Origin of the sequence: Spirosoma fluviale (assembly GCF_900230225.1) — a bacterium.
Lineage (GTDB): Bacteria > Bacteroidota > Bacteroidia > Cytophagales > Spirosomataceae > Spirosoma > Spirosoma fluviale.
In genome coordinates, this window is sequence record NZ_OCNH01000002.1 from 130724 (window position 1) to 153712 (window position 22989).

The 22989-nt window shown below is 50.8% G+C and carries 18 protein-coding genes; 14 read left to right on the plus strand and 4 right to left on the minus strand.

Annotation, left to right across the window (positions count from 1 at the left end; translation table 11 throughout):
• Positions 1-78: 78 nt before the first annotated feature.
• The 6 genes from CRO74_RS11450 (at position 79) to CRO74_RS11475 (ending at position 9889) form a co-directional block, all read left to right on the plus strand.
• The gene (locus CRO74_RS11450; protein ID WP_097126206.1) at positions 79-525 is read left to right on the plus strand and encodes a DUF4890 domain-containing protein; all 447 of its coding nucleotides are present in this window, start codon (positions 79-81) and stop codon (positions 523-525) included.
• Between the two features lie 157 nt (positions 526-682).
• Positions 683-1753, plus strand: a complete 1071-nt coding sequence (locus CRO74_RS11455; RefSeq protein ID WP_097126207.1) for an NHL repeat-containing protein — start codon at positions 683-685, stop codon at positions 1751-1753.
• Positions 1754-1769: 16 nt separating this feature from the next.
• Positions 1770-3293, plus strand: coding sequence for a c-type cytochrome domain-containing protein (locus CRO74_RS11460; RefSeq protein WP_097126208.1), 1524 nt, complete (start codon positions 1770-1772; stop codon positions 3291-3293).
• A 228-nt stretch (positions 3294-3521) separates the two neighbouring features.
• Positions 3522-7055 carry a DUF1553 domain-containing protein gene (locus CRO74_RS11465; RefSeq protein WP_097126209.1) on the plus strand — a complete coding sequence of 1178 codons (3534 nt, stop codon included), beginning with the start codon at positions 3522-3524 and terminating at the stop codon, positions 7053-7055.
• A 166-nt stretch (positions 7056-7221) separates the two neighbouring features.
• On the plus strand, positions 7222-8691 hold the full coding sequence (locus CRO74_RS11470; protein ID WP_097126210.1) for a DUF1501 domain-containing protein: 1470 nt from the start codon (positions 7222-7224) through the stop codon (positions 8689-8691).
• A gap of 82 nt (positions 8692-8773) precedes the next feature.
• Complete coding sequence (locus CRO74_RS11475; protein ID WP_097126211.1) at positions 8774-9889, plus strand: mechanosensitive ion channel family protein; 1116 nt, start codon at positions 8774-8776, stop codon at positions 9887-9889.
• A gap of 52 nt (positions 9890-9941) precedes the next feature.
• On the opposite strand, the gene glpK is transcribed toward CRO74_RS11475, so the two are convergent.
• Genes glpK through CRO74_RS11490 form a run of 3 tightly spaced genes read right to left on the minus strand, consistent with a single transcriptional unit; the run spans position 9942 to position 12834 of the window.
• On the minus strand, positions 9942-11444 hold the full coding sequence (gene glpK, locus CRO74_RS11480; protein ID WP_097126212.1) for a glycerol kinase GlpK: 1503 nt from the start codon (positions 11442-11444) through the stop codon (positions 9942-9944).
• Positions 11419-12096: a hypothetical protein gene (locus tag CRO74_RS11485; RefSeq protein WP_097126213.1), complete on the minus strand. Its 678-nt coding sequence runs from the start codon at positions 12094-12096 to the stop codon at positions 11419-11421. The genes glpK and CRO74_RS11485 overlap by 26 nt, the downstream gene beginning before the upstream one ends.
• Before the next feature lie 12 nt (positions 12097-12108).
• Positions 12109-12834 carry an MIP/aquaporin family protein gene (locus CRO74_RS11490; protein WP_097126214.1) on the minus strand — a complete coding sequence of 242 codons (726 nt, stop codon included), beginning with the start codon at positions 12832-12834 and terminating at the stop codon, positions 12109-12111.
• Positions 12835-13025: 191 nt separating this feature from the next.
• On the opposite strand from CRO74_RS11490, the gene CRO74_RS11495 reads away from it, so the two are divergent.
• The 3 genes from CRO74_RS11495 to CRO74_RS11505 all read left to right on the plus strand — a co-directional run bounded on the left by CRO74_RS11495 (position 13026) and on the right by CRO74_RS11505 (position 15331).
• On the plus strand, positions 13026-13997 hold the full coding sequence (locus tag CRO74_RS11495; protein ID WP_097126215.1) for a zinc-dependent alcohol dehydrogenase family protein: 972 nt from the start codon (positions 13026-13028) through the stop codon (positions 13995-13997).
• A 192-nt stretch (positions 13998-14189) separates the two neighbouring features.
• Positions 14190-14900: a MotA/TolQ/ExbB proton channel family protein gene (locus CRO74_RS11500; protein WP_097126216.1), complete on the plus strand. Its 711-nt coding sequence runs from the start codon at positions 14190-14192 to the stop codon at positions 14898-14900.
• A gap of 38 nt (positions 14901-14938) precedes the next feature.
• A complete protein-coding gene (locus CRO74_RS11505; RefSeq protein ID WP_097126217.1) occupies positions 14939-15331 on the plus strand; it encodes an ExbD/TolR family protein in 393 nt (130 codons plus the stop codon).
• A gap of 97 nt (positions 15332-15428) precedes the next feature.
• Here the strand turns inward: CRO74_RS11505 and CRO74_RS11510 are convergent, their stop codons facing one another.
• Complete coding sequence (locus tag CRO74_RS11510; RefSeq protein ID WP_097127074.1) at positions 15429-16304, minus strand: glycosyltransferase family protein; 876 nt, start codon at positions 16302-16304, stop codon at positions 15429-15431.
• 121 nt (positions 16305-16425) lie between these two features.
• Between CRO74_RS11510 and CRO74_RS11515 the strand changes: the two genes are divergently transcribed.
• The 5 genes from CRO74_RS11515 to CRO74_RS11535 all read left to right on the plus strand — a co-directional run bounded on the left by CRO74_RS11515 (position 16426) and on the right by CRO74_RS11535 (position 22964).
• A complete protein-coding gene (locus CRO74_RS11515; RefSeq protein ID WP_097126218.1) occupies positions 16426-18006 on the plus strand; it encodes an FAD-dependent oxidoreductase in 1581 nt (526 codons plus the stop codon).
• Positions 18007-18062: 56 nt separating this feature from the next.
• Positions 18063-18875: a 3'-5' exonuclease gene (locus tag CRO74_RS11520; protein WP_097126219.1), complete on the plus strand. Its 813-nt coding sequence runs from the start codon at positions 18063-18065 to the stop codon at positions 18873-18875.
• Between the two features lie 175 nt (positions 18876-19050).
• Positions 19051-19395, plus strand: coding sequence for an NADH-quinone oxidoreductase subunit NuoK (nuoK, locus tag CRO74_RS11525; protein ID WP_012930395.1), 345 nt, complete (start codon positions 19051-19053; stop codon positions 19393-19395).
• A gap of 111 nt (positions 19396-19506) precedes the next feature.
• On the plus strand, positions 19507-21435 hold the full coding sequence (gene nuoL, locus CRO74_RS11530) for an NADH-quinone oxidoreductase subunit L (protein ID WP_097126220.1): 1929 nt from the start codon (positions 19507-19509) through the stop codon (positions 21433-21435).
• A gap of 50 nt (positions 21436-21485) precedes the next feature.
• Positions 21486-22964, plus strand: a complete 1479-nt coding sequence (locus tag CRO74_RS11535) for a complex I subunit 4 family protein (protein ID WP_097126221.1) — start codon at positions 21486-21488, stop codon at positions 22962-22964.
• Positions 22965-22989: the final 25 nt, after the last annotated feature.

Genomic DNA, 22989 nt, shown 5'->3' on the forward strand with positions numbered 1-22989 from the left:
GCCGTTAAATCACCCCTACAGCTTAAACCACGGTTGGCGTTTTTAGTCTTAGGTTCACAATTAAACTAATGACGAACCATGATTAAGAAAATCGCTTTAAGTGGCCTGCTGCTTACTCTTTTTTCATTCCCTTTATTAGCCCAACAAACAGCAACGCCTGATTCGCCAACTCAGGCAAACAGTCGCACCGGTAAGAACCGGTCCATGCAACGTCAGATGGGTGATCCGGCGACCCGCGCCAGAAAAATGACGGATCGCATGACGCAGGCACTGAGTCTCGATGTGGCTACTTCGCAGAAAGTATATGATGCGACGCTGGCCCGTGCTCAGAAAGTGAACGATATTCAGGCTGGTTCGGACAATAACAAAGCCAAACAACAAGCACTGAAAGCAAATGCCGATGACTATAAAGCTAAGTTGAAAAGCATTTTGACGCCCGATCAGTTTGCTAAGCTCGATGCCATGAAAGACCGTATGAAACATGGTCGCCGGGGTGCTGATGGGGGCCGCGATAGTCGTAAGTAGAATCATAAACAGTCTGAAAAAGAAAGTTACCAGATAGCGGTTTTTTAAAAGCTACCGGGTAACTTTCTTTTTTGTAAGTTGACGAAGTCTTGTCTGTGTTACTTGCAGTAAAGTTTAGGTATTTATGACTTTCTTCCTAAACTTTAGCACTACTGTCATGGCATCCCCCCTTTCACGTCGATTATTTCTGAAACAGGCCTCGCTGGCAAGCGCAACCGGTGTTGCTGTTCCAACATTGCTATCGGCTACGTCTTATAAAAAGGCGGCTGAAACAGTTACGATCGGTCATAATGGCTTTAAGTACCGGGTGGTTCCGGGTTGGGGTGTATTGGATGCGGGCAAAAATCCTGTCAACGATTGCCACGAAATGGTGCAGGATGCCAAAGGGCGTATTATCCTGTTGACCAACGAAACGAAGAACAACATCCTGATTTACGATAAATCGGGTAAACTGCTCGAAACCTGGGGACACAGCTACCCCGGCGGGCATGGCCTGACACTGGGTGGCGAAGGCAATGATCAGTATTTGCTGATTTGTGATACCGACCGCAATCAGGTCATCAAAACCGACCTGAAGGGCAAGGAGCTAATGAAGTTGGACTACCCGAGGGAAACCGGCAACTACAACTATTCATCGCAGTTCAAACCGACCGAAACGGCCATAAATCCGGCTAATGGGGATATTTATGTGGTCGATGGTTACGGCTTAAATTACGTTACGCAATACGATAAAAACGGCAAACTTATCCGACAATGGGGTGGTAAAGGCGATACCAACGAAACGTTCGACTGCTGCCACGGCATTACGGTAGACCGGCGGGTGGCGGCTAACCCAACGCTCCTGGTCACTGACCGGCGACACAATGCGCTGAAGCGTTTTTCGCTCGATGGGAAATACCAGTCGACTATTGCGTTGCCCGGCTCGTACATCTGCCGCCCGGTCATTCGGGGTGAAAACATCTACGGGGCCGTTTTTCGGAGCACATCCGATTCGTATCCTGACTCGGGTTATATTCAGATTCTGGACAAAAACGACAAAGTTATTTCTACACCCGGCGGCTCGGTACCAACCTATCAGGATGGTAAACTGACTGAGCAGCGCAAAGACCGCACGAATTCGCCGTTTCTACATCCGCACGATGTGCTGGTGGACGAAGACGATAGCATTTATGTGGCACAGTGGGCGTCGAAGAAAACATATCCTATTAAACTAGAGCGCGTTGCCTGATAGTCTGGCCTGACCTATGAGCGAGTTGATTTTGTTGCAAGCTAATCCATCTTCCCCATCCGACTGGGTATTATTCTGGGGACATTTTCACCCACTCATTGTTCACCTGCCCATTGGCTTTTTGCTGATTGCCGGTCTGCTCGAAATTGACCGCCTGACCCGTCGGAACTCGGTTAGTCCGCACACCATCACGCTGATTTTATTTTGGTCGGCGGTGAGTGCTACGATGGCCTGTGTGTTTGGCTATATGCTGTCGTTGGGTGGCGGCTACGAAGAAGAAACCCTGAACGACCACATGTGGGAAGGTATCGGGGTTGCCGTATTTGCCTGGCTGGCCTGGTCGGTGAAATCCGAGAATCTGGGTCGTATTTTTTCCTTTGCACAATTAATGTACCTGCCTGCGCTGGGGATCGCATTGCTGCTGTTGCTGGCCGCCGGACATCAGGGTGGCAACTTGACCCACGGCTCTGATTACCTGACGCAGTACATGCCCGAAACCATGCGGACGCTGGCGGGTGTGCCCCCTAAGATGAAAGAGGTAAAGTTCGAACCCATTACCGATGTCAATCAGGCGATGGTGTATCAGCAGATTGTCAACCCGATTCTGCATAGCCGGTGTGTGCAATGCCATAACGCCGACAAATCGAAAGGCGGGCTGCGGCTGGATTCACCCGAGATGATCAAGAAAGGGTATGAAGATGGGCCGGTGTTTGTTGCAGGGAATAGTAAATCGAGCGAACTGGTGAAAGTATGCCTCTTACCCGAAGATGATGATCTTCACATGCCGCCCAAGGGTAAAAATCAGCTGAAGGAAAGCGATATTGCTCTGCTTACCTGGTGGATCGATCAGGGCGCTCCCTTCGATAAAAAGGTATCTGATTTGAAGGTCAATGACGCCATTCGCCCGGTATTGGCGTCTCTTGGCGGTGGTGGCCCAATAGAGAACGGAGCTACGTCAGTTGCTAGCGGGCCTGCGCCCGATTCGCCGGTGTTGACCATGAAGGTGCCAGCCGCTGATTCGAAAGTTATTGACGAGTTAAAGAAGCTGAATTTGCTGGTGTTGCCCCTGTCAAAAGAGCAGAATCAACTGGAAGTGAGTGCCGTCAATGCCCGGACGTTCAACGATGCGCAGGCGGCTCAGTTACCGAAGTTGAGCAACCAGATTGTCTGGCTGAAGCTGGGCGATACAGAAATTTCTGACGCGGCACTGGCGCAGGTGGCTAAATTGAAAAACCTGCAAAAACTCCATCTGGAAGAGACCAAAGTGACCGACGCGGGCCTGAAACAACTGAAAGGTCTGGCCTATCTGGAATACCTGAATTTATACGGTACTGCCGTCACCGATGCCGGACTCGCTGAACTGGCTGAGCTAAAGAACCTTAAAACGGTTTACCTCTGGCAAACAAAAGTGACGGAGGAGGGCATCGCGAAGTTGAAAACCGCCCTGCCAAAGCTGGAGGTAATTGGGGGTATCAGCGAGCAGGCCGTTGCCGAATTTGTGAAAGTGGCAGAACCTAAAGGAGAAGCTAAGAAAGATTAGAGGCCTTTTCTGCAAGGGAAAGTGTTGTTGTGTCAGTTTCTTAAAACTGCCATCACCGATACTCAGGGCAAAAATAGCCCTCTCCCATGTCTGTGAGGACACAGACATGGGAGAGCCATCACCTTCTATAAGCAAAATAGACTGGCATCAAGATAAGATAGTACGATTTCTATGTACATTGCCTGGCTAATTTTGTAAATTCGTTTCATAATCAATCAGTTCGTTGGTATGCTCGTCTGGTCAGACATACGATTTAAGTACGTTCTTCTCAGTGTAACAGCTAGCCTGTTCGGCGCGTCTATCTGGCTAACGTCCTGCCGGAGCTCAGTTGAAAAACCCGCCGATATTGTAGCCGTCGAAGCTACGCTTCCCGAAAAAGTTGATTATAATTTACATGTAAAGCCTATTCTGTCTGACCGCTGCTTTGCGTGTCATGGCCCCGATAAAGCCAAGCAACAGGCGGGGTTGCGGTTAGATACGCCCGATGGTGCTTACGAAGCCCTGGCAAAAAGCGGTCACAAAGCCATCGTGCCGGGCAATCTAGCCAAGAGCGAACTGGTCAGTCGCATCCTCAGCACCGATCCCGAGGAGATGATGCCAACGCCCAAGTCGAACCTGACGCTGACGACGGAAGAAAAGGCGATGCTGATTCGATGGGTCGAACAGGGGGCTGAATACAAAGAACACTGGTCGCTCATTGCACCGACCATGCCGGAGCTTCCGAAAGTAAAAGACGAGAAATGGGTTGTCAACGATATTGATCGGTTCATCCTGGCCAAACAGGAAGTGAAAAAAGTAGGCCACGCACCCGAAGCCGATAAAACGACTTTGCTTCGCCGGGTCAGCCTCGACCTAACGGGCTTGCCTCCGACACCCGCCGAAGTAGACGCTTTCCTGGCTGACAAATCCCCGAATGCCTACGAAAAGGTGGTAAATCGACTGCTCAACAGCCCACATTATGGCGAACGGCAGGCGGTTGAGTGGCTCGATGTGGCGCGTTATGCCGACACCCACGGCTATCAGGATGATGGCCTGCGTACCATGTGGCCGTATCGAGACTGGGTCATTCGGGCGTATAACCATAATCTCTCCTTCGACCGCTTTATCACCTGGCAGTTGGCTGGTGATTTGTTGCCCAATCTTAATGGTTCGAAAGATAAACGCGAAAAACTCATTGCCACGGCCTTCAATCGCAATCACCAGCAAAGCCAGGAAGGGGGTATTGTGGACGAAGAATACCGAACCGAATACGTTGCCGACCGAACCAATACCTTCGGCAAAGCCATGCTGGGCCTGACGGTCGAGTGTGCCCGGTGCCATGACCACAAATACGACCCTATCAGCCAAAAAGATTATTACTCACTATACGCGTTTTTCGACAGCAACAACGACCGGGGCCAGATTCCCTACAACGGCGAAGCAGCCCCAACTATTACCCTCACCAAGCCCGAAACAGAAGCCAAACTGCGTTTTATCCGCGAAAAACTGACGCCGATTCAGCAACAGCTTAACCTCAACCGACCCGATTATCAGCAGCGGTTCGGTCAATGGCTGGCGAAAACGCGTGCGGTTTCGTCCATTGATTCCGGATTGTTGGCGCATTATACGTTCGATGAAGCCGACCGGACGGATATTGGGGCCTATGTGAAAGCGCAGAACGAGAAACGAAAACTCGAAGACGAAAAGAAGAAACGGGAAGAAGAAGCGAAACGTAAAAAAGAAGGCATAGCCAAGGTCGGTAAGCCTGAAGACAAAAAGCCCGAGAAAAAGGAGCCACCCAAACGTAAAACAAAGGAAGAACTTTGGCAGGACCCACGGAATGCCTTCGCCAATACCGTAAACGATACAATTCCTGCCCGGTTGGGGGGTGACCCCGATAAAGTAGCGTATTCGGTGCCGGGTCGTTTCGGGAAAGCCCGGTATCTGGCAGGCGACAGTTTCATTGAATTGCCCGGCAACTTCGCGGTCTTCGAGCAAAACGAGCCATTTACTGTGAGTAGCTGGTTCAATCTGGCCAAGCCAAATATGGCCTTGACCCTAATGGGACGAACCACCGGGCCAATGGACGGACAACGGGGTTATCAGCTTGATTTATTGGGTGATGGTCGCCTAAAGCTGGCGTTCAGTCATGTGTGGCCCGCTAATGCCATTGATATTGAGACAATTGAAAAAGTCCCCGTGCATCAGTGGTTTCAGGTGGCTTTTGCGTATGATGGAACGGGCAGAGCCAATGGTATCACGCTGTACCTTAACGGTCGTCCACTCCGTACGAAAGTCATTGCCGACAACCTCATACACAGCATGGTGTATGGAAAGAACAAAACGCGCTGGACCCAGCACCCTTTCTATGTGGGCCGGATGCACGATAACTTTTATAAGGACTTCGCCGTCGATGAACTGCGAATCTATAATCGTTGCCTGACATCGCTGGAAATGCCTAAGCTGGCTGGTCAGCCGGATGCAATCATGGCCGCGTTGCAAACACCCGCTGCTAATCGAACACCGGCGCAACGGACAGGCTTGTATACCTATTACGTAAGAACGCATGACCCCGTGTATCGGCTGGCGTATGCTAACGCAATGAAATTGCGGGGTGAGCAAATTACGCTCTACAACAACTCCGATCAGCTCATGATCATGCAGGAGCGGTCGGTGCCGCGAGAAACGCACTTACTCAAACGCGGGGCGTATGATGCTCCCGGCGAGGTAGTAAAACCGGCGGTTCTGCATAGCTTGAATCCCTTGGAAGAGGATATGCCTACCAACCGGCTTGGCTTGGCAAAATGGTTGCTGGCTCCGGAAAATCCATTGTTCGGCCGGGTGATGGTGAACCGGATGTGGCAGCAGTATTTCGGTCAGGGATTAGCTAAAAATAGTGATGATTTTGGCAACCAGGGTGCCTTACCGAGCCATCCTGAGTTGCTTGACTATCTGGCAATGAAGTTTCGCGACATGGGTGAATCGGGTGGGCAGTGGAACACAAAAGCCATGCACAAACTGATCGTAATGTCGGCAACATACCGGCAATCGTCGAGTGTGCCCGAAAATGTCCGGGAGGCTGACCCGGATAATACCTACCTAACCCGTGGCCCAAGTTACCGGATGTCGGCGGAGCAGGTTCGCGATAATGCGCTGGCCGCTAGCGGGCTACTGACCCGGCAAATTGGCGGACCAAGCGTATTGCCCTATCAACCATCGGGCATCTGGGAGGCCCTGGCTACCCGGAACGCTGTGAAATACGAGCAGGATCATGGCGATAGCCTATACCGACGGTCGATGTACACCATCTGGAAACGGTCATCCCCTGCGCCCATGATGCTGAATTTCGACGCGGCTGAGCGACATACCTGCATTGTCAAACGGCAGAAAACAAGCACCCCATTACAGGCACTCGTAACGCTGAACGACCCCCAATTTGTGGAAGCCGCACGGGTGCTGGCGCAGCGTGTAGTGCCGACCACACGGTCCAACAAATCATCGGTCGGGCAACTAGCCATGTCTCAGCCGACCGAGACGGTCGGTATTACTGCTATTTTCAAAGCCGTCATCAGCCGCCCGGCACGACCGGAGGAAATGGCGCTGGTGAAACAATTATTTGCCGAAGAACTAGCGGATTTTAAGCAGAATCCGAAGCGGGCAGCGGAGTTATTATCAGTAGGAGAATTCCCGGTTGACAAAAAGCTCAACCCCGCCGAACTAGCCGCCTGGACAGTGGTAGCGAGTACCATAATGAATTTCGACGAAGCGGTCATTAAACGATAAAAGGCTGGCGCGTTTCGTTCTGGCTGGCGCGGGCATTCGCCCGTGCCTCTAATAAAGCCAGCATTCGCTGGCGCATAGAAATTGGTTAATCCGCCAGCGAATGCTGGCCAAATTATAGGCACGAGTGAATACTCGCGCCAGCGGTAACAGAACATTTCAACCGGTTATGGATATTCAGGACGAAATACACGACCAACTTAGCCGCCGTACATTTTTGGGTCAAGCCAGTGCGGGCCTAGGAACCATTGCGCTTGCATCGCTGCTGAACCCGACAAATCTGTTTGGTGGAGCAAGCTCGCCCGGCACCTCCATGCCGGGAGAAAACCCGGCTGTGGGCAAGCCGCACTTTCCACCCAAGGTGAAGCGGGTTATTTACCTGTTTCAGAGTGGAGCGCCCTCCCAACTGGAGCTGTTCGACTATAAGCCGAAACTCGAAACTATGTGGGGGCAGGATTTACCGGCTTCAGTACGCAACGGCCAACGCCTGACGGGCATGAGTGCCGGGCAGAGCCGCTTTCCGCTGGCGGCTTCCAAATACAAATTTGCGCAGTATGGTCCCGGTCAAATGTGGCTCAGCGAGTTGCTGCCGCATACGGCGAAAATTGCGGGTGATTTAACCTTTGTGCGCTCCCTGCACACCGAAGCTATCAACCACGACCCGGCGGTAACGTTCTTCCAGACAGGTAGCCAGCAGGCGGGGCGACCTAGCTTTGGCTCCTGGATTAGCTACGGCTTGGGCTCAGACAATCAAAATCTTCCGTCCTTTGTCGTACTCCTGTCCAAAGGACGCGACGGCGATCAGCCGTTGTATGCCAAACTCTGGAGCAATGGATTTTTACCTTCCGTGCATCAGGGCGTGGTGTTCCGGTCGGGGCCAGATCCGGTATATTATTTGAATAACCCACCCGGTGTTGACAAAACCAGCCGTCGGCGGATGCTCGATTATCTGGGAAAACTGCACCAGGAGCAATTTAAACACGTGCTCGACCCGGAAATTAACAACCGGATGGCGCAGTACGAAATGGCGTACCGGATGCAAACGTCCGTCCCCGAAACGCTCGACATATCGAAAGAACCCGATTATATTTTCGATATGTACGGTCCTGACAGCCGCAAGCCCGGTACGTTTGCCGCCAACTGCCTGCTGGCCCGCAAACTGGTCGAAAAAGACGTCAAGTTTATCCAGTTGTACCACCAGGGATGGGACCAGCACGGCAACCTGCCAAACGATATTAAGACGCAGGCAAAAAGTGTTGACCAGCCCTCAGCCGCGCTGATCATGGACCTCAAACAGCGTGGTTTACTGGACGATACCCTCGTGATCTGGGGCGGTGAGTTTGGGCGTGGTGCCTATTCTCAGGGAAAACTTACCCGCGACAATTACGGGCGCGACCACCACCCCCGCGCATTTTCGGTCTGGATGGCCGGTGCCGGTGTCAAAAAAGGCATGGTCTACGGCGAAACGGACGATTTCGGGTATAATGTGGTAAAAGACCCTGTTCATGTGCACGATTTTCAGGCGACGGTCTTGCATTTGCTTGGCGTCGACCACGAAAAACTGACCTTCAAAAGCCAGGGACGCCGGTATCGACTAACCGACGTTCACGGCAAAGTAGTGAAGCCCTTGCTGGCGTAGACAAACGCTATTTTTATAGATCGGATAAATAGGCCTATGAGGTTTTTTCAACCTTGTAGGCCTTACTTTTGTCTATAATTATATGCTACAACAACTTGAAATCTGGATAAGAGCCACCGTTCGCTGGTTTGGCTACGTACCTAACCGCGATTTATCGGGGTGGGTACTGCTCATCATGGCGGTATTGCTGGGACTGGCTGTTGATCTGGTTATGACGCAAATCGTTCGTTTTGTCGTTCGACGTCGGCCATTTCACACATTGGCTTTGCTCAAAATTTATGTCCGATGGGCCTTCTGGATATTTGTGCCTTCTCTCTTTTTTTTGTTGGCCACTAATATACAGTCGGAACGGTTTCTGCGTCGGCATCCGGTGGCGGATAAAACCGCCGAAGTTCTATTCCTGATTACGACGACCTGGTTAGTCGTTCAACTGCTCAAGGTTGCTGAGCTTCGGTTAATTCATCAATACGACACCACGCAGGATGTTAACCTATCGCAACGGAAGTTCGTTACGCAGGTACGGTTCTTTCGCCGAATCATCTCTATCGGGGTCATTATCATAGGAGCGTCGCTGCTGCTCATTTCGTTTCAGGGAAGCCGAAAAGTGGGGCTGAGTGTGCTGACATCGGCCGGGGTGGTTTCGGTATTGATTGGTTTTGCCGCGCAGAAAACGCTGGCCAATCTGATGGCGGGTATTCAAATCGCTTTCAATCAGCAGATACGCCTAAACGACGCCGTTGTGGTCGAAAAAGAATGGGGGCGCATCGAAGAAATTAACCTGACAAGTGTTATTGTAAGGCTTTGGGATCGCCGTCGGCTCATTTTGCCCATAACCTACTTCGTTGAAACGCCCTTCGAAAACTGGACTCGTTCCGATGCCTCGATTATCGGCAGTATATTTCTCTATCTGGATTACAGGGTACCCATTGATAAACTTCGGGAGAAGGCGCGTCAGGTTGCCGAAAATGACCCGCTCTGGACGGGAGAGACGTTTGCCGTGCAGGTGACCGACACCCAACCCACCTGTATTGTTGTCCGCATTCTGGTATCGGCCCAAGATTCGCCATCCGCATTTGATTTGCGTTGTCACATGCGTGAACATCTCATCGCTTTCCTACGGGATGAATACCCGGAAAGTCTGCCGCAAACACGTTTGATGCTGGCCGAGGAGTTGAAGCCAGTTGGAAAAGGTGTATGATGTATGATATAGGATGTATGTCCGGGAGATACATCCTATATCATACATCTTGTCACTCTTCCCACCCAAACGACCGCTCGATGGCTTTTTGCCAGCCTCGCATGAGCTTTGTACGTTTGGCATCGTCCATATTGGGTTCATAGGTTTTGGCAACGCCCCAGTTTTGGCGTAAATCGTCCAGATTTTGCCAGTAACCAACGGCTAGTCCGGCAGCATACGCAGCGCCGAGGGCCGTTGTTTCGGTCATGCGTGGGCAGATAACGGGTCCATTGAGCACATCGGACTGAAACTGCATCAGCAACGAGTTAACGACCATGCCGCCATCCACGCGCAGGGATTTGAGCGATACGCCCGCATCCTGTTCCATCGCCCGCACTACGTCGACGGTCTGGTAAGCGGTGGCTTCCAGAACGGCCCGTGCGATATGACCTTTGGTAACAAAACGCGTCAGACCGGCAATAACACCCCGTGCATCGGCTTTCCAGTGGGGAGCATAGAGGCCTGAGAAGGCTGGTACAAAATAAGCCCCGCCATTATCCTCAACCGTCCGGGCCAGCGTTTCGATATCCGTGCTCTTTTTGATCATGCCCAAATTATCGCGTAACCATTGCACCAGCGCACCGGTAATGGCCACGCTGCCTTCCAGCGCGTAATGAACGGGTTCGTTCTGGAATTGATAGGCTACCGTTGTCAACAGGCCGCAGGTTGAGGTACGGAGTTCGGTGCCAGTGTTCATGAGCAGGAAACAGCCTGTTCCGTAGGTGTTTTTCGCCTGTCCTGGTTCGTAACAGGTCTGCCCAACAAGGGCCGCCTGCTGGTCGCCAAGGATACCTGCTACCGGAACGCCCGGCAATACTTCCGACGATACCGTTCCGTACACCTCACTGCTGGGGCGAATTTGCGGCAGCATGACGCGGGGCACGGTGAAGTCGCTCAACAGACTATCATCCCAGTCGAGGGTATGCAGATTCATTAGCTGAGTTCGGCTGGCGTTGGTAACGTCGGTGAGGTGCAGACCGCCATCTGTTCCACCCGTCAGGTTCCAGACCACGAAGGTATCCATGTTGCCAAAAATGGCGTCGCCCCGTTCGGCATCTTCCCGGAGACCCGGCACATGATCCAACAGCCATTTCAGTTTCAGGCCGCTAAAATAAGTGGCCAGAGGTAGACCCGTTTTCGCCCGAAACCGATCCTGACCGTGGCCATTGGCCGAAAACTCAAGAACCAGGTCGGCGGTGCGCATATCCTGCCAAACGATGGCATTGTAATAGGGTTTGCCTGTTCGGCGGTTCCAGACAACGGTGGTTTCGCGCTGGTTGGTGATGCCAACGGCTTTGATATCCTGTACGGAAAGTTTTCCTTTGATACGAGCCAGTGCGATGACTTCGAGTGTGTTGCGCCAGATTTCTTCGGGGTCGTGCTCCACCCATCCGGGCTGCGGATAAATCTGTTTGTGTTCCTTCTGTGCGAGGGAAACGATCTTGCCCTGTCGGTCAAATACAATACAACGGGTACTGGTCGTTCCCTGGTCAATAGCGGCTATGTAGGAGGGCATGAGAGTCTGAGAGTGCGAAGCTTACAACTTCTTTAAGCTGAGAATATAAAACAGATTTATTTTTTCGTGCAGAGGGGTGGTAAAAGTTTATGACAAGCTTATTATCCCAAACACCATACTGAAAACCGTGTGGCGTAGTTTTCATATTGGCAAAGTCAAATAACTGTTTAGGTAAATAATCGTATCGTAAGCAACTTAGAATTATAGTAGGTGATATTGCCTGAATCTGTTGCTGTAAAAGGGTTTTACTTAAAGCGACATAATTTGATAATACAATCGGATCGGCTGATGCGCTTCCCCAAGTCTTTTTTAGATTGATAAAAGCTATAGATTGTAACGCTTCATTTTTGTCTACATAAGTTATGCTTTCGTAAGTCGGGAAATTATGTAGTATACCGTAAGCCCATTCACTAATTCGATGAGAAAATCCATACCTAACGCTATCAACACCGTTCCACCATTCGGCATATTCACCTGATTCGTATGTGTCGTTGAGTCGATTATGCTCTTTCGCAATGAAAAGAATTTTAGTGGTTTGCTTATTAAACCTTATTGGATCAATAATTCCATCTCTGATTATACCATTATTATAATCGGCTAGGGAAGTAGACTTCTTGTAAAGGATTTCTAATTCTTGAAAAAATAAGTCCATTTGTTGAGAGCTTTAAAGCGTAAACCAGCGAATCAATAACCCGCCGATAGCAGCGCCAACCAATGGCCCCACTACGGGTACCCAGGCGTAGCTCCAGTCGGACGACCCTTTCGCAGGAATGGGCAGTAGCGCATGCGCCAGACGCGGGCTGAAATCGCGGGCGGGGCTCATGGCATAACCGGTAGTGCCGCCTAATGAGAGGCCAATGCTCCACACCAGAATACCTACCAGATACGGGCCAACGCCGATGGCCAGTTCACCCAAATGTTTGGAAGAAATACCCGCCAGACCCAGAATAAGCACCAGCGTGGCCATGGCTTCGCTTACAAAATTGGCACTCGGTTTTCGAATGGCTGGGCCTGTAGCGAAACAGGCTAATTTGGCATCATGATCGGGCGTGGCAGCCCAGTGGGGCAGGTAATGAAGCCAGACTAAGGTTGCTCCCAGAAACGCACCAATCAACTGTGCTGTAATGTAGGGTACCATGTGGCTGAAATCATCTGTCGCTACGGCAAAAGCAACCGTCACGGCCGGATTCAAATGGGCATCGACGCTCCCAAAAGCTTTAGCGACAAAAACGCCCATTGTCACGGCAAAGGCCCAGCCTGCGGTAATGACAATCCAGCCTCCTGCTTCACCTTTTGTTTGTTTCAAAACCACATTGGCAACAACGCCATTGCCAAGAAGTATGAGGACCATTGTACCAATTAATTCACCAAGAAAGGGAGATGTTTGCATTTTTAGGAATTGGTGGTTAAGCGGGTAGTGGTGAGTAGCTATGGGCCATACTAGCCACTGCGCTCAAGGTTTAGGAATAGTTTGTGCGAATTAAGTCATATTTTTGACCCTATTCCAAATCCTGAAATAAATTCATTTGTTGCCGGCGCACCGCAGCGGGACTTCATTTATCAATCCATTTAGTCATCCCTATGAAAAGCATCTTATTTACCGAGACCGGAAAGCCAACAGAAATTCTTAAGCTTACCGATCTGGCCGTTCCTGAGCCGGGACCAAACGACGTACGTATTAAGGTTATTGCCGCCCCAATAAACCCTTCTGACATCATGTTCGTCCAGAATTTGTACGGAATCCGGCCGCAGTTGCCTTCCGGGGCAGGTTTTGAGGGCGTAGGGATTGTGGAAGCTCTTGGAGAGGGCGTTCAGATGCGAACGGGTATGCGGGTAAGTTTTACCAGTGTTGGCACCTGGTCGGAGTATGCCGTTGCTCACCACCGAAGCCTGATTCCGGTGCCCGACGCCATGTCGGATGAGGTGGCCGCTCAGTTATTCGTCAATCCGTTTACAGCCTATGCCATGGTTCAGGATTCGGGCGTACCGGAAGGTGGCTGGCTGATGCTCACGGCGGCTGGGTCGGCCTTTGGTAAAATGGTGATTCAGCTCTGTGCCATGCGGGGTATCAAGACCATTGGCACGGTTCGACGTGATGATTTGAGCGATGAATTAAAAGCACTCGGCCTAACCGAAGTGATCAATACCGAAACCGAAAATATGGCCGCACGGGTCAAGCAGATCACCGATGGGGCCGGGGTAGCCTGCGTGCTCGATGCTGTTGGTGGGCCTATCGCCACCGAAGCGGTTAAGTGCCTAGCCAGGGGCGGAACCATGATTATTTACGGGCTGATGAGTTTACAGGACCCTAGTCTGAATGCTGGTTTAATGATCTTTAGGGAATTGACCGTCAAAGGCTTCTGGCTTACGGACTGGATGCGCCGGGTAGATAGCCAGACCCGGCAGGAAGTGGCACAAAATGTGATCAGTTTACTGGCATCCGGGAAAATCCAGTTGCCCGTCGAAGCGTCTTATCCGCTGGAGCAAATTGCCGAAGCTGTCGAACACGCCGACCGGCCGGGGCGCTGGGGGAAAATCCTGCTAAAACCCTGACGTGCACAGGCTATCGTATTTGGTTTGTTGAGGAAGCTGTTTGGCGGCAGGAGTTATCGGGCAGGCTGCTTTCGCTAATTTTCTGTACGATTTCGGGTGGCTTCCTTATCTTTGACAACAATATACAACTCAGTACGTTTGTTTCAATAACGACCGCAGGTTTACTCACATCCACTTACTCGACTCGTTCGTATGCTCTTGCTCCAGGTTCCGGCTGTTGATACTACGGCCGCATCACTGTCGGCCACAACGGCTGCTCAACCCCAAACTCTGCAACTTTTTGATCTGGTAGCCAAAGGCGGTTGGGTTATGATCCCCATCGCATTTTTGCTATTTGCAGCCCTTTACCTGATTTTCGAGCGGTATTTTGTAATCCGGTCGCAAAGCCGATACGATGCCAATTTCATCGACAATATTCGGGATATGGTGGCGCAGGGGAACATCAAATCGGCCGAATCCTTCGCCAAGAACCAGCGTACCGCCATGGGACGTGTGTTTGAAAAAGCCATCGGTCGAATTGGATCACCCATCCGCGAGATTGAAAGCACCATTGAGACGGTCGGGCAAATTGAACTTTCTCGTTTGGAGCGTAACATGGGGTATCTAGGTATCATCGCCGGTATTGCCCCGATGCTGGGTTTCATCGGTACCATCTCCGGTATCATTCGGATTTTCTATGACATCTCGCTTTCTGATAACATCAGCGTTGGTATCATCGCCGGTGGTTTATACGAAAAAATGATCACGTCGGGTTCGGGTCTGATTGTGGGCGTTATTGCCTATACGGGCTATCACCTGCTCAACATGATGATCGAGCGCTTTACGCTGGCTCTGGAAGTCAATGCGTTCGAGTTTATCGAAGTCCTTCAGAAACCAACGACCGAAACGGCCCGGATGCGGTAACGTCTATCACGGCCGACCGGGACGGTCGGTACTACATTATGAAACTCCGACGTAAAACAAAATTTGCTGCCGAAGTCGCGACTTCATCCCTGAACGACATCATGTTTTTTCTGCTGTTGTTCTTTCTGATCATCTCGACAGTAGCCAATCCCAATGTCATCAAACTGTTGCTGCCTAAAGCAGCTTCGACGCAGCAGTTGAGCAAGAAACAGGTAACGCTGTCGGTTGATGCCGACAAAAAATACTATATCGATAAAAAACCGGTTGATCCAGCCAGTCTGGAGAATGAACTGAAAATAATCATGGCTGGTATTGCCGAGCCAACGGTTGTGGTTCGTTTCGATAAGACCTTAACCGTCCAGGATTTAGTCGATGTGCTGCAAACCGGAGCCAAGCTGAATATCAAGATGGTGATGGCCACCTCCAAATAAATCAAGTTTTTAATGTAATACCGACCGTCCCGGTCGGGTGTAAAGTCAAACCTTTTACACCCGACCGGGACGGTCGGTATTACACTGAAAAGTACAGTTAAATGATTTTGTAATTCTTGTATTCGCCAATACGCCAGCCGGTCAATCGTTCCACCCAAGCCAGCACTTTAACTCTTGTGGAATAATTCTGCTGCCGGGTGTCGAAGTCAAACTGGATATTATCCCGTTTGATACGGGCCTGCATTACGGCCGGATGCGTACCCTCAAACAAGGCTAGCGAATCGATGTGTTTGGCAAACTGGAAGTTTTCGGCTTCTTTTTGAGGAATATTCATCTGCTCATCGGAATGCCAGAACCGATAGAAGTAGTTGTATTTCTTTTTTATTTTTTCCAGCGATTTCACCCAGCCGTAATGGTAGATATAGGCGTCAATTAGCTTGACCTTTAGCTTTTTATTGTCGCTTCGGCGGAATCCCTGTGCATCCCGATACGCATACACCTGCCTGAAAGGGCGGAAAATCCGAATTTCGCGACGGTACCATCTTCTTGAGTTGCCGTAGTACTTATAAGAGCCGTAGAAGTGTACATACTTAAACAAAAGCCCTTCTACGTCGCTGTCAGCCAGGTAGGTTTCCATGGCCTTTTTCACAACCGGAATGTACTGCTCGTGCATCACCTCGTCGCCCTGAATATAAAAGGCCCAATCAACATCGGGTGAAATCGCGGCCAGCGCCTTGTCTGTTTCCTGAGCCAGCACCTTTCCGCCTTCCCGCAAACTATCATCCCATACCGTTTCAATAATTCTGATTTTATCGGAAGGAATATTTCGGATCAGAGCCAGGGTATCGTCCTCAGAATTACCAACGGCTACCACAAATTCGTCGCAAAGCGGTAGAATGGAGGTGATGGCTTCAACGATTGGGTAATCATAGTGAATGGCGTTCCTGATGAACGTAAAACCGGCTACTTTCATGATGCTATAGGTCGACGGAGCCGTCGATTTAGGGGTCAAAATTAGGTAATAAGCGTAGTTTTCGCGTTGGGTCAAATCAAATTAGTGAATACGAAGGTTTATAGGACAAACTCAACCTGCCATGATAGCCGACTATACCGAAGCCCCTGTGTGTCACATCGATGATTTAGCCGATGGTGATCTGAAAGAAGTTCGCGTGGGCGATACCGATGTACTGCTGGCCCGCGCCGATGGGCAGTTTTATGCACTTCACCCGAAATGTTCTCATTATCAGGGGCCTTTGGTCAAAGGCCTGCTGAACGGTCACCGGCTTATTTGTCCATGGCACAATGCCTGTTTTGATATCAGAGACGGGCATCGGCTCGAAGCGCCTGCTCTGAACGGATTACCGACGCATGAGGTGCGCATTCAAGGCGACCAGGTTTTTGTGCGGTTAACAACAGAAAAAGAAAGTCTGGAGAACCCGATGTCCGCGCCAGACACCGCCAATCCTGAAACCTATGTAATCATTGGCAGTGGCGGAGCGGGCGCGTTTGCGGCCGAGGGTATGCGCGAAGGCGGTTTTACCGGCAAAATTGTGATGCTGACCGCCAGCGGAGAAGTGCCATACGACCGGCCAAATTGCTCAAAGGATTACTTGCAGGGGGAAGCCCCTGACGAGTGGATGGCACTCCGCCCGGAAGAGTTCTACAAAAGTTATGGCATTGAAATTCGGACAAATCAGCCGGTAACGGCACTCAATCCCGTAACAAAACAAATTGAACTCGCATCCGGCGAAACTATAACCTACGACAAGGCACTTTTGTGTTCGGGCGGTAAGCCCAATAAATTACCGGCTGTCGATGCTGCGCTCAAGGGAGTGTACACGCTGCGGAGTCTGCACGATAGCCAGACCCTGCGCGATCTGGGCAAACAAGGGAAGAGGGTTGTTATTGTGGGTAGTTCGTTCATTGGACTGGAAGGCGCCATGAGCTTGCGGAAACTCGGTAGCGAGGTGGATGTTGTCGGGCCGGAAACAACACCTTTTGAGAAAATCCTGGGTGCCCGAATTGGCCGGGTCATCCAGGGATGGCACGAGGCAGCGGGCATTCGGTTTCATCTGGGCCGGAGACTGGATCATCTGGAAGGGGAGGAGGCCGTTAGCGCTGTGGTCCTTGACAATGGCGAGCGACTTCTCGCCGATTTTGTGCTGATCGGTACAGGCGTTAAACCCCGAACCGACTTTCTCAAAGGCGTTGCGACCGAGACAGACGGCGGTGTGAAAAGTGATGACTATTTAAAAGTAGCGGATGACCTGTATGCCGCCGGTGATATAGTTCATTATCCGATGGCCGACGGAATGCAGCGAATTGAGCACTGGAAAGTGGCGGGTCAGCAGGGGCACGTGGCCGGATTGAATATGGCGGGTAAAGAAACGCCGTACCAGATGGCCCCCTTCTTCTGGACCAACCAGCAGGGTAAGCGAATCAATTACGTTGGGCACACCACACAGGTCGATGATGTACTGTATGACGGTAATCCGGAAACCGATGAATCCTTTCTGGCTTTCTATGTTCAGGATAACCAAATCGAAGCCGTAGCCGGACTCAAGCGCGATCAGGACATTATTGCTGTTCGGGAGCTGATGCAGGCCGGTAGAATGCCATCGGTCGAAGCCGTCCGAAATGGAGTGAAGTGGGTTGACGAGCTTAAAAAAGCCTGATTCCACCGAAACCTGTTTACCTTTGTTATCGAACCGCACGAAATTTCGGTTTGATTATGACGCATCAACTTGTACTCAAAAAGCCACTCGCTTTTTTCGATCTCGAAACGACTGGCATCAACATCGCCAAAGACCGTATCATTGACATCTGCATCATTAAGGCGTTGCCAGGCGGTGAGGTGATCACCAAAAACCAGCGTGTTCATCCGGGTATGCCCATTCCGCTGGAGTCGAGCATGATTCATGGAATCTACGACGATGATGTTCAGGATGCTCCCCCGTTCAAGACTGTTGCCCGAACGCTGGCGCAGTTTCTGGATGGGTGCGATCTGGCCGGATTCAACTGCAACCGCTTCGACGTGCCGCTATTAGTCGAGGAGTTTTTGCGGGCTAATGTCGATTTCGACATGAAAAATCGCCGTCTGGTCGATGCCCAGCGGATTTTTCACCTGATGGAGCCGCGCAATCTGTCGGCCGCTTACCGGTTTTACTGCAACAAGGAACTGATTGGTGCGCATGGTGCCGAGGCCGATACCATTGCCACCCTCGAAGTACTGGATGCGCAGGTACAGCGGTACATGGGCATGATGGCAAAATCAGATAGTGGTGCTGATGTGGTGTTCGAGAATGACATTGACATGCTTCATAGCCTTACTGCCAACAAAAACATCGACCTGGCGGGCCGGATGGTGCTTAATGACAAGGGCGACGAAGTATTCAATTTTGGAAAACACAAAGGTGCTCCCGTATTGGAGGTGTTAAAGAAAGAGCCTTCCTTCTACGACTGGATTCTAAAAGGAGACTTTCCGCTCGACACAAAACGCCGGTTGACAGAAATCCGGCTTCGTATGTTTAGCAACGGAAAATGATAAATCCGGCGATTTACTGGACAGGATTTGGGTACTAGTGTGTACCGTTAATCCCGTCTAAAACCGCTGTTTATATCCTTTATGTTTAACGGATTCTCGTCAGGAACGTAAAACACCGTTACGGCAATTCCGAATAATCTTTACCTTTGCGGAACTTTGTATTAACCGGCAAGCCATGCAACCCACGCAGGACGTCCTCATTCCGGAAGTCATTCAGCAAATACCGCTCACGTACTACCTGATTCTCAGTACCTCACTGTTCGTCATCGGCATCATTGGTGTACTGACCCGGCGAAACGCTATTATCATCTTCATGTCCATCGAGCTAATGCTCAATGCGGTCAATTTGTTATTAATCGCATTTTCATCGTATCGTTCCGATTCGGCTGGACAGGTATTCGTCTTTTTCATTATGGCCGTTGCCGCTGCCGAAGTATCGGTTGGGCTGGCTATTATTGTCATGATCTACCGCAATACCCGCTCCATTGATGTGGGATTGCTCAATAAACTGAAATGGTAAAATAAGCCATCAGTCGTTAGGGGTTGAAAACAGGTTGCCGGTCCATTCATCAGGAAGCGCCGGGAGCCAAGTACAGCCAACTATCGACTGCTGACTATTGACTTACGACTAATGAAAATAGAATTACTCTGTGCGTTAATTCCGCTCTTCCCGCTTATTGGCTTTCTGATCAATGGTCTAGGCTTTCGTCGGGTGCCAAAAGGTTTAGCCGGGGCCATATCAACCGTTGCCGTTCTGGCGTCTTTCCTGACTTCCGCCTATTTATTCGGGGCATTTCTGGGAAACGCTAATCTGTCTGGTAATGCCGGACCGCTGATCGCTACCCTTTTCGACTGGATCAGCGTGGGCGATTTACACATCAACTTCTCGTTTCAGATTGACCAGCTATCGTTGCTGATGCTGCTGGTGGTAACGGGCGTTGGTACGCTGATTCACTTGTACAGCATTGGCTACATGAGCCACGATGAAGGCTTTGGTAAGTTCATGGCTTTCCTGAACCTCTTCATTTTCTTCATGTTGCTGCTGGTGATGGGGTCAAACTACGTCATCATGTTCATTGGTTGGGAAGGGGTAGGGCTTTGTTCCTATCTGCTGATCGGCTTCTGGAACAAAAACATCAGTTACAACAATGCCGCCCGAAAAGCCTTCGTCATGAACCGAATTGGCGATTTGGGCTTTTTGTTGGGCATATTCATGCTCATCAACACCTTCGGTACGGTTGAATACGTCGATATTTTTAAGCAGGCAACCAGTCTGGCCGTTGGCGACAAAACCATTCTGGCTATTACGCTGCTGCTATTCGTGGGTGCTATGGGTAAATCGGCGCAGATTCCGCTCTATACCTGGCTTCCCGATGCCATGGCTGGCCCAACACCCGTGTCGGCGCTGATTCACGCAGCCACCATGGTAACGGCTGGTATCTATATGGTTGTCCGTTCGAACGTATTGTATACGCTCTCTCCGTTGACGCTCGAAATTATTGGGGGTATTGCCATTGCCACGGCGCTGCTGGCGGCTTCCATTGGCCTGCTGCAAAACGATATTAAGAAAGTATTGGCCTATTCAACTGTTTCGCAGTTGGGGTACATGTTCCTAGGTTTGAGCGCCACGGCCTATACGGCGGGCATGTTCCACGTCATTACCCACGCGTTCTTTAAAGCATTGTTGTTCCTCGGAGCCGGTAGCGTCATCCACGCCATGTCCGATGAGCAGGACATTCGTAAAATGGGTGGCTTACGCAAAGCCCTGCCCGTCACGTTCATTACGTTCCTGATCGGTACCATTGCCATTTCGGGTCTTCCTCCTTTTGCCGGGTTCTTCTCGAAAGATGAGATTCTGGCGCACGTGTTTGAGCATAACAAATTGCTGTGGGGACTGGGTGTTCTGGGTTCAGGCCTGACCTCTTTCTACATGTTCCGGTTACTGTTCCTGACCTTCTTCGGTGAGTTCCGAGGAACGGAAGAGCAGCGGCATCACCTGCACGAGTCACCGGCTACCATGACAGCACCACTGGTGGTACTGGCCATTCTCTCCATTGTGGGAGGTGGCCTGAACTTACCCGGCGGTGGCTGGCTGAGTGGCTTTCTGGCCCCCATTTTTGAAGGATCGAAGCAGGTAAGCCCCGAAGCCTTCGCCGAATCGACCATCGAACACAGCACCGAGTATATACTTATGGCCGTTTCGGCCGGGGTGGCTCTGGTGGCACTCATTATCGCCTATGTTATGTATATCAGCCGTCAGGCCGTACCGGCACCCGAATCGGCGGAGCGGTCGCTGCCTGAGCAAGTTATTTACAACAAATACTACGTCGACGAACTGTACGAAACCATTGTTGTGCGGCCAATTCGTGGACTGGGCGATGCGTTTTACAGTTTCGGCGAAGGGCTTGTCGATGGCGTTGTCAATGGTGTAGCCTGGGTTGTTCAGAAAATCTCGGCCCAACTGCGGTTGTTGCAAAGTGGCTCTATCGGCTTCTATGTATTGGCAATGGTCGTGAGTATCGTCGTCATTTTTGCCCTTCGGTTCTTCATTCGTTTATAATGCTGGTCGTTGGCGTGTCATTCGTCCATCGTATATCGTAAATCGATTATATGCTTACTTTATTTCTGATTCTTTTTCCGGCCGTAGCGGCTACCCTGATTTTCTTTCTTGGGGGCGAACGAGCTAAGCAGGCCGCTTTACTAGCCGCACTGGCTGAGTTGGCCTGCGCTGGTTATGCGTTTTTCAGCTTTAAGCCCGATGCCAGCTCGCAGTTTGCTTTCGATTACCCTTGGATTGGCTCGCTGGGTATCCGGTTGAGCGCCGGGATCGACGGCATCAGTGTCTTGCTGGTTTTACTGACGGGATTACTGGTTCCGTTCATTGTCCTGTCGACCTTCAACCGGACGTACAAGCAACCGGCCACTTTTTACGCGCTCATGCTATTTATGCAGGCTGCGCTGATGGGTGTGTTTACGGCCCGCGATGGATTCCTGTTTTATCTCTTTTTTGAAGCAGCCCTGATTCCAATTTACTTCCTGGCGGCCATGTGGGGCGGAGACAACCGGATTCCGGTTACGTTCAAATTCTTCGTGTACACCATTTTCGGCAGCTTGTTCATGCTGATCGCGCTGGTGTATCTCTATTATCAGACGCCCCCAACGGCGATAGCAGCTCACTCATCGGCCATTGCGGATTTCTATAAGCTAAACCTGACGCCACAAGCCGAAAACTGGATTTTCTGGGCGTTCTTCATTGCCTTCGCCATTAAAATGCCAGTGTTCCCATTTCACACCTGGCAACCCGATACCTACGTTGAGTCACCCACTCCGGCTACTATGCTGCTGGCCGGTATCATGCTTAAAATGGGGGTTTATGGACTAATTCGTTTCATCCTGCCTATCGTTCCGCTGGGTGTAGAGACCTGGGGTAAAACAGCCATTATCTTATCCGTTATCGGCATCATTTACGGCGCGATCATTGCCATTCGGCAGCGCGACATGAAGCGTCTGATCGCTTACTCATCGTTCTCGCACGTTGGGTTGATGGCGGCTGGTGTTTTCTCGCAAACCGAAACCGGAATGCAGGGAGCACTTATTCAGATGCTGGCGCACGGGATCAACGTAGTGGGTATGTTTTTCGTAGCCGACGTTATTTTCTCCCGCACCAACACCCGTCAACTCGATCAGTTGGGCGGTATCACCCAGTCGACGCCTAAGCTCACGGTCTATTTCATGATTATGCTGCTGGGAAGCGTTGCCCTGCCACTCACCAACGGCTTTGTGGGTGAGTTTCTGTTGCTTCATGGTGTTTACACCTTCAACCATTACCTGGGTCTGGCAGCTGGTTTCACCATTATTTTTGGGGCAGTCTACATGCTGCGAATGTTTCAGAAAAGCATGTTCGGCCCAACTACGTCCCGTACCGAATCCTTTACCGACCTGACAACCTCCGAAAGCTGGGTATTTATTCCGCTGGTTGTGATGGTGTTCTGGATCGGTATTTACCCGCATACATTCCTCAAAGTAACCGAACCCGCCGTGGCAAACCTGATGAAGTACATCGGTACAACGGCCGTGTCAATGAAATAAAAAAGTTTACGGTGCCCAGAACACA

Bases quoted from the DNA above. Each gene is read 5' to 3' on its own strand.
- CRO74_RS11510 (WP_097127074.1), bottom strand. From the start codon at position 16,304: ATGAAAGTAGCCGGTTTTACGTTCATCAGGAACGCCATTCACTATGAT.
- CRO74_RS11515 (WP_097126218.1), top strand. From the start codon at position 16,426: ATGATAGCCGACTATACCGAAGCCCCTGTGTGTCACATCGATGATTTA.
- CRO74_RS11455 (WP_097126207.1), top strand. From the start codon at position 683: ATGGCATCCCCCCTTTCACGTCGATTATTTCTGAAACAGGCCTCGCTG.
- CRO74_RS11485 (WP_097126213.1), bottom strand. From the start codon at position 12,096: ATGGACTTATTTTTTCAAGAATTAGAAATCCTTTACAAGAAGTCTACT.
- CRO74_RS11460 (WP_097126208.1), top strand. From the start codon at position 1,770: ATGAGCGAGTTGATTTTGTTGCAAGCTAATCCATCTTCCCCATCCGAC.
- glpK (WP_097126212.1), bottom strand. From the start codon at position 11,444: ATGCCCTCCTACATAGCCGCTATTGACCAGGGAACGACCAGTACCCGT.
- CRO74_RS11505 (WP_097126217.1), top strand. From the start codon at position 14,939: ATGAAACTCCGACGTAAAACAAAATTTGCTGCCGAAGTCGCGACTTCA.
- CRO74_RS11465 (WP_097126209.1), top strand. From the start codon at position 3,522: ATGCTCGTCTGGTCAGACATACGATTTAAGTACGTTCTTCTCAGTGTA.
- CRO74_RS11475 (WP_097126211.1), top strand. From the start codon at position 8,774: ATGCTACAACAACTTGAAATCTGGATAAGAGCCACCGTTCGCTGGTTT.
- CRO74_RS11470 (WP_097126210.1), top strand. From the start codon at position 7,222: ATGGATATTCAGGACGAAATACACGACCAACTTAGCCGCCGTACATTT.
- CRO74_RS11495 (WP_097126215.1), top strand. From the start codon at position 13,026: ATGAAAAGCATCTTATTTACCGAGACCGGAAAGCCAACAGAAATTCTT.
- CRO74_RS11500 (WP_097126216.1), top strand. From the start codon at position 14,190: ATGCTCTTGCTCCAGGTTCCGGCTGTTGATACTACGGCCGCATCACTG.
- nuoK (WP_012930395.1), top strand. From the start codon at position 19,051: ATGCAACCCACGCAGGACGTCCTCATTCCGGAAGTCATTCAGCAAATA.
- CRO74_RS11450 (WP_097126206.1), top strand. From the start codon at position 79: ATGATTAAGAAAATCGCTTTAAGTGGCCTGCTGCTTACTCTTTTTTCA.
- CRO74_RS11490 (WP_097126214.1), bottom strand. From the start codon at position 12,834: ATGCAAACATCTCCCTTTCTTGGTGAATTAATTGGTACAATGGTCCTC.
- CRO74_RS11520 (WP_097126219.1), top strand. From the start codon at position 18,063: ATGACGCATCAACTTGTACTCAAAAAGCCACTCGCTTTTTTCGATCTC.
- CRO74_RS11535 (WP_097126221.1), top strand. From the start codon at position 21,486: ATGCTTACTTTATTTCTGATTCTTTTTCCGGCCGTAGCGGCTACCCTG.
- nuoL (WP_097126220.1), top strand. From the start codon at position 19,507: ATGAAAATAGAATTACTCTGTGCGTTAATTCCGCTCTTCCCGCTTATT.